At 51.1% G+C, this 14,830-nt stretch carries 10 protein-coding genes; 3 read left to right on the top strand and 7 right to left on the bottom strand.

Translation table 11 applies throughout. The features are described from left to right. Nucleotides 1-83 precede the first annotated feature (83 nt). From J0A67_RS10330 to nirB, 7 genes are all read right to left on the bottom strand, one after another. Complete coding sequence (locus J0A67_RS10330) at nt 84-3,608, bottom strand: molybdopterin-dependent oxidoreductase (protein ID WP_206569230.1); 3,525 nt, start codon at nt 3,606-3,608, stop codon at nt 84-86. A 96-nt stretch (nt 3,609-3,704) separates the two neighbouring features. Beyond that, nucleotides 3,705-5,129 (bottom strand): MFS transporter, encoded by a 1,425-nt coding sequence (locus J0A67_RS10325; protein WP_206569229.1) that lies wholly within the window; start codon nt 5,127-5,129, stop codon nt 3,705-3,707. Between the two features lie 250 nt (nt 5,130-5,379). Next, a complete protein-coding gene (locus J0A67_RS10320) occupies nt 5,380-6,042 on the bottom strand; it encodes a response regulator (protein ID WP_206569228.1) in 663 nt (220 codons plus the stop codon). Between the two features lie 61 nt (nt 6,043-6,103). After that, complete coding sequence (locus J0A67_RS10315; RefSeq protein WP_206569227.1) at nt 6,104-7,912, bottom strand: sensor histidine kinase; 1,809 nt, start codon at nt 7,910-7,912, stop codon at nt 6,104-6,106. Beyond that, complete coding sequence (locus J0A67_RS10310) at nt 7,905-8,495, bottom strand: DUF4202 domain-containing protein (RefSeq protein WP_206569226.1); 591 nt, start codon at nt 8,493-8,495, stop codon at nt 7,905-7,907. The genes J0A67_RS10315 and J0A67_RS10310 overlap by 8 nt, the downstream gene beginning before the upstream one ends. A gap of 9 nt (nt 8,496-8,504) precedes the next feature. Then, the gene (gene nirD / locus J0A67_RS10305; protein WP_206569225.1) at nt 8,505-8,882 is read right to left on the bottom strand and encodes a nitrite reductase small subunit NirD; all 378 of its coding nucleotides are present in this window, start codon (nt 8,880-8,882) and stop codon (nt 8,505-8,507) included. A gap of 17 nt (nt 8,883-8,899) precedes the next feature. Then, nucleotides 8,900-11,410, bottom strand: coding sequence for a nitrite reductase large subunit NirB (gene nirB / locus J0A67_RS10300; RefSeq protein WP_206569224.1), 2,511 nt, complete (start codon nt 11,408-11,410; stop codon nt 8,900-8,902). Between the two features lie 241 nt (nt 11,411-11,651). Between nirB and J0A67_RS10295 the strand changes: the two genes are divergently transcribed. The 3 genes from J0A67_RS10295 to J0A67_RS10285 all read left to right on the top strand — a co-directional run bounded on the left by J0A67_RS10295 (nt 11,652) and on the right by J0A67_RS10285 (nt 14,810). Further along, nucleotides 11,652-11,966, top strand: coding sequence for a hypothetical protein (locus tag J0A67_RS10295; RefSeq protein ID WP_206569223.1), 315 nt, complete (start codon nt 11,652-11,654; stop codon nt 11,964-11,966). 61 nt (nt 11,967-12,027) lie between these two features. Continuing rightward, nucleotides 12,028-14,199: a TonB-dependent receptor gene (locus J0A67_RS10290; protein WP_206569222.1), complete on the top strand. Its 2,172-nt coding sequence runs from the start codon at nt 12,028-12,030 to the stop codon at nt 14,197-14,199. Nucleotides 14,200-14,462: 263 nt separating this feature from the next. Beyond that, nucleotides 14,463-14,810 (top strand): hypothetical protein, encoded by a 348-nt coding sequence (locus J0A67_RS10285; protein WP_206569221.1) that lies wholly within the window; start codon nt 14,463-14,465, stop codon nt 14,808-14,810. Nucleotides 14,811-14,830: the final 20 nt, after the last annotated feature.

The following is a 14,830-nucleotide window of genomic DNA, read 5'->3' as shown; positions in this document are numbered from 1 at the left end:
CGACACTTCGGTCTTCCGTCATCGGTCTTCCGTCCCGAATGAAGAAGCAAATCCGATTACTGTCAAAGTTGCGGATACTCCCATTACACTTTCACCTTCGCCTGACTGAGGATTTCCCTCACTTCCGTTTTGCAGCTACCACAGCCCAAGCCTGCGCCGGTCTGCGTGCAAAGTGCGGAAAACTCGGTGCAGCCTCCCGCGATTGCCTCTAGGATGTTTCCTTCGCCCACGCGGCTGCAGCTGCAGACCAGCTTTCCGATCACCGGTCGTGCCTCCGAGTTGCCCATGAGAAGGGATTTGCGCTTTTCGGACAGCTCGATCTTGTTTTCGATCAGGCTTTTGAATTCCGCAAACTCGCTTTTGTCGCCCATCAACACGGCACCGATCAGTAGGTCATCCTTCACGATGCACTTTTTGTAATAGCGACGGCTGATGTCCGTAAACACGATCTCCTCGTAGCCTTCTTCGTTTTCCGGCACAATGATGTCGCCGATGCTGCAGAGCTCCAGGTCTTTGAATTTCAGGATGTTCATCAGCACTGAGCCGCTGTAGGTGCTGCTGATATCGCCGGCGATGAAGTTTGCCAATATCGTCGCCTGCTCCTCGGCAGCGGAAGTGATGCCAAAGAGCTGGTTTTCAAACTCCGCAATCTCGCCGATGGCGAAAATATTGGCGTAGTTGGTCTGTAGGTGCTTGTTGACCTTTACACCACGGCTGCAGTTGATGCCGTTTTCCCGGGCAATCTTGATGTTGGGCTGGGTGCCTATCGCATACACTATGGCGTTGGCCTGGATGTTTTTTCCGCTCTTCAGGGTGATGCTCAGGTTTTTGGAGTCCGGGTCGTCAAACACGGTGCTGACCTCGTTGTCAAAATAAATGTGTATTCCCCGCTCCTGCACGTCCAGTGCAAGCAGCTTGCTGGAAATCAAATCAAGCTGCCGCTCCATCAGGCGTGATGCCCGCTGTACGATCGTGACCTTCACCTGGGTATGCTGCAATGCTGCCGCAAGCTCCAAGCCAAGCAAGCCTCCTCCCACAATGACCACATGTTGAACCTCGTTGGGAAGGTGGGTTTCGTCAAGATAGGCTTTGAACCTGTCCGCATCGCCTCTGCTGCGCATGGTAAAACGGCCGGGAAGATCTAGCTGAGCGTCTTTTGGCACAAAGGCCCGGCTGCCGGTGGCAAGGATCAGTTTGTCATAGGAATGCTCGATACCGTCGTTGTCCCAGACTTTCTGGAGTTCCGGGTCTATTTTTTCTATAGAAAGATTGGTGTGAAGCGCGATCTTGAGCTTGGAGAGCTCTGCTTCCTTAATCTTGAGCAGCTGCTCCCAGGTGAGTTCCTCAGTGACGTATTCCGGCAGCAAAACCCGATTGTAAAAGGGGTGGGGTTCTTTGGAGAATACATGGATTTCGTCTCCGGAATTATGCTCGCGGTAGTTTTGGATAAACCGAAACGAAGCCGCTCCCGCCCCCACGACGATGATTTTTTCCTTGGGCTTTTGATACTTGGTGACTGACACGGTGGTGTACTTGAAGTCAGGCTCCTTGGACTGGGGATCGACTCTTGTGAAGGTGAGGTTGTTGGCGCGGTTGAGGTCGTTTTCGAGCTGTTTGCCCCAGTGCATGGGCAGGAAAACCACGCCATTGCGAACGGAATTGGAGATCTTGGCCCGAACGCGGACGATGCCGTTTTTGCTTTTCACCTCGACTACGTCCCCGTCCTTGATCTTGTAGATGTAGCCGTCAAGCTGGCTGATTTCCAACACGGGTTGGGAGTAGTGGGTGCGCAAGCGGGCGACCTTCCCGGTTTTGGTCATAGTGTGCCACTGATCCCTGATGCGTCCCGTCGTCAGTACAAATGGATATTGGGCGCTTATTTTTTCAGACGTGTTCTCGATCTGTGCAGGGATATTGAAGATTGCTTTTTGGCTGGGCGTGTAGAATTTCTTGTCGGTAAAGAGCCGGTCAGTTCCGGGATGTCGGTAGGCAGGCACCGGCCACTGTATGCTACCTTCGTTTTTCAGGCGATCGTAGTTGAGGAAGGATATGTCGATGTTGGTGCCTTTGGTCATGGCGCAATATTCTTCGTAGATCTCTTCCGCGTTTGCAAAGTTGAAGCCACGAAAGCCCATCCTCTTCGCGAAATCGCAAAGGATCTCCACGTCGGGTCGGGCTTCTCCAGGAGGATTGATCCCCTTCGTAAGGTAGGAGATGCGCCTTTCGGAGTTGGTCATGGTGCCTTCCTTTTCCAGCCAACCCGCTGCGGGTAGCACCAAGTCGGCATAGGCGACCGTGTCTGAGCGATGGGAGATGTCCTGCACGATGACAAATTTCGCATTGGTGAAGGCTTTTTCCACCTTGCCAAGGTTGGGCAGGCTGACCATGGGGTTGGTACAAATGACCCATACGGCCTTCATCTCACCGCTCGCCAGCGCGTCAAACATCTCCGTGGCGGTGTATCCTGGATTGGGAGAGATCTGATCCACTCCCCAAAAGTCGGCGACATCCTGTCGATGCTGTGGATTTTGGAGGTCCTTGTGGACAGCAAGAAGATTGGCCATGCCGCCTACTTCCCGTCCGCCCATGGCATTGGGCTGGCCAGTCAGCGAAAAGGGACCGTTGCCGGGCTTGCCGACTTTTCCGGTCACCAAGGACAGGTTCAGCAGCGCAAAGTTCTTGTCCGTGCCGATGGAGCTCTGGTTGAGTCCCATGGCCCACATGCTGATGAAGCCCTTGGCCTTGCCGATCAGCTCACTCACTTCCTTGATCTCATCTACGGTGATCCCGCAGAGCGTCGCGGCATCCTTGAGCGAGGTTTCCATCACCTGCTTGCGGTAGGCCTGGAAATTTTCGGTGTGGTTTTTCACAAAGCTTTCATCCGCATAACCCGTCTCTATCAGCCTGCGGCCGATGGCATTGTAGAGTATGATGTCGGTGCCGGGGATGAGCTGTAGATGGATATCGCCAAAGCTGGCCGAGTCGGTCTTGCGAGGGTCGACCACGATGACCTTGACATTGGGATTCTTTTCTTTGTGCTTTTCCAGCCTGCGAAAAAGAATGGGGTGGTTCCAAGCGGGATTGGCACCCGCGATCAGGAAGACATCCGCAAGCTCGATGTCCGCATAGGAGATGGGAACGGAATCTTCGCCAAAGGTTTTCTTGTAGGCAACCACCGCCGAACTCATACAGAGCCGGGAGTTGGTGTCTATGTTGTTGGTGCCGAGAAAACCCTTCGCCAATTTATTGGCGATATAGTATTCTTCTGTGAGGCACTGGCCAGAGATGTAGAATCCGACGCTGTTGGGCCCGTATTTCCGGATTAGGGATTTGAAGACGGCGGCAGCCCGGTCCAATGCCTCGTCCCAAGTGACTCTTTCCCGCGCATGCGCCCGACTCCAGCGCATCTCTGGATAAAGTATGCGGTCGGAGGTATCATTGACCACGTAGTGGAGATTCATCCCTTTGGAGCAGAGCATGCCTGTATTGACGGGATGCTCAGGGTCGCCCTGCACGCTGACTTTGGCTTGGGGATTGACATCGGCGAGGATGCCGCAGCCCACACCACAGTAGGAGCAGGTGGTTTTTATTTTCTTCTTAGAATTCACGGGTAAGAGGTTGGCCTGAAGAAGTATAAAGCGAAAGGCACTTTCCCCGAGAAGAGTTGCCGGAGAAAGTGCTTTTCGGAAAGTCACTCATGCAATTTAGTCCTCCAATCGGATTAATTCAGGGCTTAGCTGCTCCATTTCTTTCTTGGCGATTTTTTCGTCTTCGAGACTGAAGCGTATAATGAGCGTGGCGATGCCGGTGACAACGATCAGCACCCCAATTTGAAGATAGCCGCTAGAGACTGCCCCGGCTTCCGCGGCGACTTGCGCTGCCTTGAGTGCGTCAGCGCTTAGGGATTCCCCTCCCTGCAGTATGCCTGTACCAGCTTCCGCTGATTTGTATTTTAGGAAAAGGGCGGTGATGAAGGCGCCAAAGTTGCCGCCAGCTCCCACGATGCCGGAGATGGAACCGATCGCTTTTTTGTTGATAAAAGGAACGACGGAGAAGGTGGCACCCTCGGCCATCTGAACGGTGAGGCTAAATCCAATCAGAAGAGCGATGCCGATCACCAGGCTCGTGGCAGTGGAAAACAAGCCCAACATCAGGCCTTCCGCCACAATGATAGCGGCCAGGAACCACACCCGGCCCTTGAGGCCGTTTACTTTGCCGTATCGGTCGCCAAACCAGCCCCCCAGTGTCCGGGCAAAGATGTTCATCAAGGCGAAGGAAAGGACGAGATTGCCCGCGGTGATTCGGCTCAGGCCAAAGGTGTTTTGCAGGTAATCATCCATCGTGCCGTACACCGTGAGCTCGATGCCGAAACATGCGGCATACACGGCAAAAAGTACCCACACTCGGTAATCCTTGGCCGCTTCCAGGAAGCCGACGCTGTCCTTTTTGCTTTTTGGAATCCTTTCGCCTCTGGCGACTAGGTCTGCATAGTTTCCGGCAGGAGTGTCTTGGGTAAAGAAATAGTAGAGTAGGCCAGTCAGAAAGCAGATGGCTCCGATGATGACCATGGAATATCTCCAAGCCTCGGATTCTGCGATGCCGAAAGCGATGACCAATGCTGCCAATAGTGGCATTCCTAGCCTGTTGGCGCCACCGCCAAGGTTGCCCCAGCCGGCCGACGTGGCATTGGCCGTACCGACCACATTGGGGGCAAACATCAGGGAGGTATGTACTTGGGTGATGACAAAGGATGCTCCGATGAATCCGGTGAATAATCTACAGATATAAAATTGCATCGGCGTCGTAACGAGCCCGCTCAGAATGACGGGAATCGAGCCCAGCACAAGCAGCCAGGTGTAGCAGATTCTCGGGCCGTACTTGTCGCAGAGCTTGCCGATGAGCAATCGGGAGAAAATAGTCCCCGCCACGGCAAAGACCACCGAATTCCATTTCTGTTCAGCAGTCAGGCCCAAATCCCTCACCACGTCAGGCATGAAGGGGATGATGCCAAACCACGCAAAAAAACAGATGAAAAACGCGAAGGATGTGATCCAGAAGGTCCGGATCGGCACGCTTTTGATATCCCTGAGATTCAAACGCGTCGCTTTGAGTTGGACTTGATTTTTCATGAGATTAGTAGTTGTTAGTCAATGGTTATCTCGCACAAAGGGTGCAATCCTATGACGGGGCTAGTCTTTCACATCTGGGAAGTATGAGTCTAGCGTGACTTTGGATTACTTACTTTTGCTTGATATAAAAATAAGTAAAAATACTTATTTAATCCAAGTGATACGTAAATTATTTACGTAAAAAAATCAAAAGCTCATCTCTTTTTGCAGAAATGAGCTTTTGTTACTGCTGCGTGGTACTTAGTTTTTACTAGATCAGGTTGAGTTCCTTTGATTTTTGGGTGAGCTCGATCAGGTTCTTGACATTCAGTTTCTTCATCAGGTTAAACCGATGTACTTCGGCTGTGCGTCGGCTGATTTTCAGGGACTCGGCTACGTCGTTGTTGCCTTTGCCGTCCAAGATGAGCTCCAGTATTTGTTTTTCCCTGTTGGTGAGCTGGGAGATCTCCTCGGACTCAGCCAAGGGTTTGGGGCTCGGCTTGGACTTTCCTTTCACGAAATTGTCGATGATGATCTGGGAGATGTCACCGGAAAAATATTTTCCTCCAGCTGCGATAGCGTGAAGGGCTTTGAGAAATTCGGCTTTGCTGCTTCCCTTCAGCAGATATCCGTCAGCACCGGCTACTATTGACTCGACCACGTATTCCTCGGAGTCGTGCATGGACAGCACGAGTTTTTTGATGTCTGAAAAATCTTTAGTCAGGTGCTTGACCACTTCTAAGCCGTTCATTTGCGGCATCCGTATGTCTACGATCAGGAGGTCTGGCTTTTCTTGGGCAATGACCTTGAGGGCTTCCTTTCCGTCCGAGGCTTCCGCGATGACCTTGAAATCGGTTTCGTTTTCCAAGAGGGACTTGATGCCGTCACGGACGAGCTCGTGGTCATCCGCCAGTACGATTCGGGTAGGGTTCATTTGGATCTAAAGTTATTACTTAGTAAAGTAAGCGATTTTTACGTAATCCTGCGAGCCAAAATTAGACCAGGGGAACATTCAGTGTTACTTTGGTGCCTTTTTCCGGAGCGGAATTAATGAAAAGACGGCCGTTGATGTACTTGATGCGCTCCTGCATGAAGGTCAGCCCCATGCCTCCGTCTTTGTCGGGCTTGGGCTTCAGTGTCTTTTTGTCAAAGCCCTTTCCGTTGTCGTCCACGGTGATACTGAGGATTTTTTCGCTGTGGGAGATGGTCACCAAAATCAAGGAAGAGTCGGCATACTTGATCGCGTTGTTGATCGCTTCTTGGGTGATGCGATAGAGGTTGATCTCGACTAGCGAATCAAGGCGTCGACTGAAATCCGACTTGTTCATCAAGATGATGTCCTTGCCGGTGAGCTTGGCCAGTTCCTGGGTAAGTTCTGTTAGGGCTGGTACCAGTCCGTAGTCCTTTAGCTCGGGAGGCGTGAGGTTGAAGGTGGCCGTGCGCACGCCCTTGATGATGTTGGCGGTGAGTTCTTTGAGCTTGTCGAGTTTAGCTTGAGCCTTTTCGCCCTCGCTCAGATCCACGCTTTCCAGGAGATATTTGAGCCCGGTAAGCATCTGTCCTATGCCGTCATGGATGTCCTTTGCGATGCGGTTTTGTTCGTTTTCCTGGTTTTCTATGATTCGGCGGCTGATGACATGCTGCTGCTCTATCTTTTCCTCGAAGCTTTCCTTGGTCAGTTGCTCTACTTCCAGCTGGGCTTCTTTACGCTTAGTGATATCCATGCAGATGATGATCAGCTCGGACTTTTCCCCGGAATGAAAAGGGATCATGGAAAAGTCAAGCCAGAGATCCTGTCCTCCCGGACCGGTAGCTTTGACCTCTCCCTGCCAGCCCGCTTTTTTGTTTTCGGCAATGATGCGGTCTATGGTCTGCCGCTCGTTTTCCAACGGGGAGAGGATGTCCGAAAACTTCGCGTTTTGGTTGAACTTCTGGAACTTCAGTAGCTTTGCAAAGCGGTCTCCTATGTGCGTGATGTGGCCGTCGGTTGAGATTCGCGCAAATAGGAGGATTTGGTCCATGGCCTGGCTCAATGCACGCAGCTCACGGACCGACTTCTCCTTGGCCTGACTGAGGATGTCTGCATTCTGGGCCATTTTTATGGCTTTTTTCTCCGACTCCATCAGGGCGCGGATGCTGGCCTTCATGGCTCTGGCCGAGGGCCAAAAGATGATGAGAAACTCAGCGAGGAGGACGAGCAGGGTGAAAAGCGTGATGATGAGCTCCAGCTGCTCGAGCTTGTTTACTTTTTCCTTGGCCTCAAAGTCGTATTGGTTGACGATGGCTTCCATCTTGGACAGAAACTCCCCGCCGCTTGCCAGGATCTTGGTGCTCAGCCGAGCTAGCTGGGCTGAGTCCGGAGCGGCTTCTTGTGACATTCGCAGTAGCGTGTCTGTGTTGGCCAGCATAGACTGGAAGTCAGGCTCTATCCTGGCAAACATTTTTTGGATAGCAGGGCTGTTTTTGGGGTTTATACCCAGTTTTGGATCACCAAACTGGAGGCCTCTATGGGCGTTTTCCCAAGTAGCCTTGGTAGCTAGAAGGGAGTCGCGCAGGGATCGTCGACCAGTCTCGGAGACTTCCGCTGTCAGGAGCAGTACTTCCTTACCAAGCTTTTGGCTGAGCATACGCTGCCGACCCGCCACGTTGACCAAGCGGCTGTCATCCTCCTGGTCGGCCAAATACCGTCGGATCAAAATCTGGCTGGTGATCAGGGAAATGGCTATCGCGCCGAGGGCGATGATGTAGAGGCGCCGAAGTCTGTTGAAGGTGACCTGGTCAAGGGTATTGTTATTCTCAATCATTACTTTCGAAAAGTGCTTCCCGGATAATGGCGAGGCTTTGGGAGGAGAAATTGAGTTTGAGCGCTTCTTTGTGGGCTTTTTCTGACATCTTGCCCCAGGTCTTTCTCAGGATGTCCTTGATTTTTTCAAATTCGTGCTTGGCGACAAAGTCCTCCAGGTAATATTCCAAAAATACCAGACAGACCACGTCTTCCAAGGTTTGGGTCTCGGCATCGGTCTTAAGTTGTTTTTTGCGGATCAGAAACTTCACCCGGGATATAAATGCCTCGTCAAACCCCACTTTTTCCAAGATATTTCCGGTAAGGTCTGCGTGCATTTTTTTGAGCTCCTCCCTCCAGGTAAGATAGCCCACCCGGTCCATGGGATACTCTGAACGTTGGATTTTCCAGCGTGCGATATGCTGCGCACGGGCTGCGATCCTCAGTTGCTCAGAGGCCTCAGGCGCAAAGTCGACCAGTTTTTTGCTCATCCGGTGGGAGTAGAGCAGCTCTTTGGGGAAGTCCTTTCCTTTCCATGGCTCTTTGGTGGGGTCTTCCGTGTTGATTTGGTCGATGAGCTGTATAGCGAGATCGTAGGGGGTCATAAGGTTTGTTTAATCGGCAAAACCAATATAGACATTTCCGTCCTCAACTTTGACCGGGTAGGTGGCGATGCTGTAATCTTCCCCGTTAAGATTGGAGCCATCCTCTAGCGAAAATGTCTTCTTGTGCATGGGGCAGGCGAGCTTGGGAATGCCCCCGGCATCGCCGCTCAGACCACGTGCAAGTACCATTTCCATCTTGTGGGGACAAAGATTTTGGCAGGCGTACCACTTCTGCGTGCGGGTGAAATGGTAGACTGCTATTTGTCGGGACTTGTGCTTGATGCAGGCACCGGCGTTTTCGGGAAAGTCATTTACAGCTCCGACCCAGATCCAGGAGATCACGTCGGCATGCTGGACGGTTTGGTAGAGATTTACGATTTCTTCCATGATTTCTTAAAATGATACTACCAGGGTTTGGGCATTTTTTGTTCACGAAGTGGGACAAAGACCAGCTGGTCATCAGACTCGTCGGTGTTGACAAAAGGTTTGAACCGTTTGAGCGTTTCTGGGTCTTCTATCGCTTCTTTCCATTCGCAGGCGTATTTCTCCACCAATCCGTCCATTTCCCGCTCAAACTCCTCCGCCATGCCGAGGCAGTCGTCCACGACTACTTTCCGCAGGTAGTCTATGCCGCCTTCCAGCTTGTCCAACCAGGTAGCTGTCCTGACCAATGGGCCTGCCGTGCGGATGTAATAAATGAGGAAACGGTCGAGGTATTTGATGCAGGTCTCATCGTCGAGCTGGGAGGCGAGCAGAATGGCGTGTTTCGGACTGGCTCCGCCATTTCCGCAGACGTAGAGGTTCCAGCCTCCTTCGACGGCGATCACCCCAAAGTCCTTGCCTCGGGCCTCGGCGCACTCGCGGATACATCCGGAGACACCGCCCTTCAGCTTGTGCGGTGAGCGGAGGCCCTTGTAGCGCTGCTCGATTCGAATCGCGAAGCTCACGCTGTCGTGCATACCAAAGCGGCACCAAGTGGAGCCCACGCAGCTTTTGACCGTTCTCAGGGATTTGCCGTAGGCGTGGCCGCTCTCAAAGCCCGCGTCGATCAGCTCTTTCCAAATCAGGGGTAGTTCGTTGAGCTGAGCGCCAAAGAGATCGATGCGCTGTCCGCCGGTGATTTTGGTGTAGAGGTCGTATTTCTTGGCGACTTGGCCGAGTACCACAAGTTTTTCGGGAGTGATTTCACCTCCTGGGACACGCGGTACCACGGAGTAAGTTCCGTTTCGCTGGATGTTGGCTAGGAAGCGGTCGTTGGAGTCCTGGATGGCGGCCTGCTTGTTCGCAGTCTCCATGAAGATGCTGGCGAAGATGGAGGCCATCACCGGCTTGCAGATTTCGCAGCCATGTCCCCTGCCAAATCTGTCCAAGGCCTCGTCGTAGCCGATCACCTTGTGCAGCTTTACCAGATCGAAAAGCTCCTGCCGCGTGTATTCGAAGTGTTCGCAGATGGTTTCTTTGACTTCTTTGCCCAGTGATTTCAGGGTTTCTTTGACCAGATCTGCGACCATGGGCTTGCAGCCCCCGCAACAGGTCGAGGCTTTCGTTTCCTTGATCACACCCTTGAGATCCTGACAGCAGCCACTCGTGATCGCATTGCAAATGGCACCCTTGCTGACCGACTCGCAGGAGCAAATCTGGGCACTGTCCGGTAGGTCCAAAACAGAACCGAGCGCGTTTTTGGATTCGCCTCCGCGTGCGCCCAGGATGAGATCTTCGGCATTTTCCGGAAGTTTCATCCCGTTGATATAGAGCTGGAACAGGGTATTGTAATCTGAAGAGTCCCCAACCAGGATGCCTCCTAAGAGCCTTGTTCCGTCTTGGCTGACGTTTATCCGCTTGTACACACCGCGCTGCTTGTTTTCGAAGCGTATGGCCACGGCTGCGTCACCTTCGATGAAGGGGTCTCCAAAAGAGGCCACCTCAGTGCCCACGAGTTTGAGCTGTGTGGACATGTCGATAGTAGGGCTCATCAGTTTCTCTCCGCTCATGATCTGATCGAGGGCGACTCCGGCCATCTCGTAGCCGGGCGCTACCAAGCCGTAGATGTTTTGGTTGTATAGGGCGACTTCTCCGATGGCGTAGATACCTGGGACGGAGGTTTCCATCTTGTTGTTTACAATGATTCCACCTCGCTCACCGACTGCAATTCCGGAGTTTTTGGCCACCTCGTCACGCGGTCTGATTCCCGCGGAAATAATGATCATATCTGTGTGCAGGCTGGTGCCGTCGGTGAATTCAATCCGCTCGACCTTGCCTTCGCCGATAATTTCTTTGGAGTTTTTGCCCAAGTGGACTTTCATCCCAAGGCTTTCGATCTTGGATTGTAGCAAGTCGGAGGCAGGTTGGTCCAGCTGCCGGGGCATTAGCCGCGGAGCAAACTCGATCACGTGGGTACTCATGCCGAGTTCCTTACTCGTATTGGCCGCCTCCAGACCCAACAGCCCTCCGCCCAATACGGCGGAATGGAATTTGCCTTGGGCCTTTAGCTTTTCAGCATAGCTCTGTATCGCTTCCAAGTCTTCTATCGTACGGTAGATGAATATTCCTTCTTTCTCCGATCCTTTGATGGAGGGTATAAAAGGGGAGGAACCCGTAGCTAAGACTAGGTAATCATAGTCGAAACTTTCGTTTTTGTGGGTGGCTACCTTTTTGTTTTCGGTGTCGATCCAGGAGACGAGCTCCGAGGTACGTAGAGTAATGCCGTTGTCCTGGTACCAGTTTCTCGACGCCATGAGGAGCTCGTCCGGAGACTCCAGCGTAAAGTATTCGCTCAGATGAACCCGGTCGTAGGCGGGCCTGATCTCTTCTCCAAATACCAGGATGTCAAATTGACTGCGATGGGGGTGGGCAATGAGTTTTTCGCAAAACTTGTAGCCTACCATCCCGTTTCCAACCACTATAATCCGTTTCATTTCTACGTATTTTGAGTTAAAAGTAAGTAAATATACGTATAAAAAAAATGTGTATCCAAGAAAATATTTATTTTTCTACGTAAAAATATTTAAAAAGAGGTTTTTTTCAGCTATAGCCTGTACGTAGAATAAGTAAGTGAGACTGCGAAATGTTGCAAAAATGACTTTAAAGGCTTTTTTCTCCGATTGGAGTGGGCAATTCGGTCTTCTTCTAGTTTCGCTGCAATCGCTATCTTTGGGCATGAAAGTTTTCTCCTTGATACTCGGTTTATTCGTGTTGCTCATGACGGTGACGCCATGCTGTAGTGGGGAGGAAAGCTGTACGGAAAGTGAGTTGGCTTCAGAATCTTCCGATGGGAGTGCAGAGGATTTAGGGCACGAACTTCCCTGTTCTCCGTTTTTTTCCTGCGGCAGCTGCATAGGTTTTGTTCAGAAAGAAGGAATAGGGTTCCTATTTGACTTTTCTTTGGAACTGATTTCCAAGGAATACCAAACTTTTTATTTGGCTTCAGCAAAGGGCTTTTTTGAGCTGCTGCTAAAGCCACCGGCGATATAGACGGGCCGCCGCTAGATCCCAAGTAGGGATCTCTATCTTTTTTACACCCTATTAACAAATCATGATGAAGTATGTATTGGCCTCTATGGCCATGTTTTGGGCGATTTCTGCTTTGTGCCAAAACACCTATCGCGCACAAGTGATAGACCATGAGACTGGCGATCCCGTGCCCGGTGCAAGCTTGCTGTTGGAGGAATTGGATAAAGGCGCGGTGTCTGGAGCTGATGGTCAGTTGACGCTGGAAAATATTCCCAATGGTGCCTACACCCTAGAATTGCGTTTTTTGGGTTACGAAACCCTGCGCTTTGATCGGACTTTCCCCCTGGAATCCGGGGAGGTGGAGATACTCTATCTCCATCACCACGAAGACGAACTGGAGGAGCTTGTCGTTCGCTCAGTGCGGAGCTCCCGCCTAATCGAGGATGTGCCCACCCGTGTCGAAATCATAGCCGGGGAGGAACTGGCCGAAAAAGGCAACATGAAACCTGGCGATATCCGCATGCTCCTCAATGAAAGCACCGGAATCCAAACCCAACAAACTTCTGCGACAAGCTATAACTCCAGCATACGCATTCAAGGCTTGGACGGCAAATACACCCAGCTTATCCGGGATGGCTTGCCTTTGTACTCTGGGTATTCGGGTGGTCTGAGTCTCATGCAGATCGCTCCCTTGGACTTGAGTCAGGTGGAGGTGATCAAAGGCTCCTCCTCAACGCTCTACGGTGGAGGGGCAATAGCCGGTCTGGTCAACCTGATTTCCAAAACACCCGCTAAGGAAGCCGAGTTGGGATTTCTCCTCAACGGAACCTCTGCTTTGGGCTTGGATGCAAGCGCATTTTACTCGGAGGATTTTGGAAAAATCGGCACGACGGTATTTGCTTCCTACAATATGGGAACAGCCTACGACCCGGCGGACCTAGGACTCACTGCCATCCCGAAATTTGACCGGCTTACTTTGAATCCGAAAATTTACTGGGAGATCGGCAAGTCCTCTGAATTGATGGTCGGGCTCAATCTGATGCGCGAGGATCGACTTGGAGGAAACGTGGATTATATCAAAGGCGAGCCCGTGGCAGATCCCTACTATGAGAATAATGAGACCCGCAGGATTTCCAGCCAACTCAATTACTCCAATCGGCTTGCCTCAGGGGCTGTGTTGACCTTGAAAAACAGCGTCAGTTTGTATGATAGAAGTATGGAAGTGCCCGACTATTTGTTTTCAGGCAAGCAGTGGTCTTCCTTTTCGGAGCTTAATTTTTCCAAAGGGAGTAAAAAGACCGAGTGGATAGGAGGACTGAATCTGTGGACGGACACATTCATCCAGGCCGAGGGAAACGAAAATGCTCCTCTGGACTACGACCTGAACACTTTTGGGGGATTTATTCAGAATATTTGGAATGCCTCTGAGCAATGGACGTTGGAGTCGGGATTTCGGCTGGATTACCAAGAGGAATACGGTTTGTTTGCGCTGCCTAGGATATCGGCCATGTTTGAGCCTACTGAACTACTGACTTTTCGCCTTGGCGGCGGCTTGGGTTATAAGCCGCCCACGGTCTTTTCAGAAGAAGCTGAGCGACTACAATTCCAGAATATCCTGCCTATCGATCCCATCCAAGTGCACGCAGAGCGATCCGCTGGAGCCAACTTTGACGTCAACTATAGGCTTGCACTAGGAGAGGAAGTCACCGTGAACCTCAATACGCTGCTGTTTATGACCCAAATCCAAGATCCTCTGGTTTTGGTGGCTGAGGGATCCTACTACGAATTCCAGCAGCCAGAGGGGATTTTGAACACTAGGGGATTGGAACTTAACATGAAATGGGCTTATCGGGATCTAAAGCTGTTTTTTGGATATACCATGGCAGATGTCAGCCAGCAATACGATGGAGAGCTTCAATCCTATGCCCTCGTGGCAAAGCATCGACTGAACAATGTGCTGATGTACGAAAAGCACGAGAACTTCAGGGTCGGCCTGGAAGCCTACTACTATAGCCCCCAACTCCTCAATGATGGCAAGACGGGCAAATCCTACTGGATTATGGGATTGATGACTGAAAAAAGCTTTGGCGAGCGACTATCGGTATTTTTGAATTTCGAGAACTTTCTGGACACCCGGCAGACTGGCTTTGACACCATTTTCACAGGCTCGATCAGTGATCCCCAGTTTCGGGATATCTATGCCCCCGTCGATGGTTTTGTCATCAATGGGGGAGTAAAACTTCGGGTTCTTTGAGTCCGAAACATGCATACGTTATTGCATTTCGTGCCATCGACCTGCCCATATCGGGCAGGTTTTCTTTTTCTTACCTTATTCAATTACATCATTTTGTTTTTGCAAATACAAGTAAATCAACTAGCTTAGGCCACTGTAATGGAGTAGAAGCATGGTGCCGGAAAAAACCTTTTTTATTTGTTTTTAGTTTAAAATACCCAGTACAGGGTATTTTTCAGGGTGCCTTGCTTCCTAATTTTGTCTAATACTAAACTTTTTGTAAGATGAGAACAGCAACCATTGTTAAGAATGTAAATCCTATGCCGGGAATCAGCCTATCCCCTCTGAAAAGGGATTTGAAGCTGGAAACTTGGATTGGCGGCCCAATTCTAAAGATTAAAGAAACCGGTGAAGCCGGGAAACTTCCGAATCTCAGAAATAGGCTGAAAACCAACTGTGAGAAGAAAAGACTTCTTGCTAAACAAAATCAAAGGAGAAATACCTCGGAGGTGAAGAGCAATGCTGAGGACACCCCAAAATTCATTATCGACTACATGCCCATCTGCTCGGAGGAGGATTTGGAGATGTTTGCACTAGCTATGGCTAGTGAGCAGAGGAAAATGACTGATTGATTTCTCTGCCCAGCTTTTTT

Source organism: Algoriphagus aestuariicola, from assembly GCF_017254835.1.
Taxonomy (GTDB): domain Bacteria; phylum Bacteroidota; class Bacteroidia; order Cytophagales; family Cyclobacteriaceae; genus Algoriphagus; species Algoriphagus aestuariicola.
This window is presented reverse-complemented; position numbering and strand designations above follow the sequence as displayed.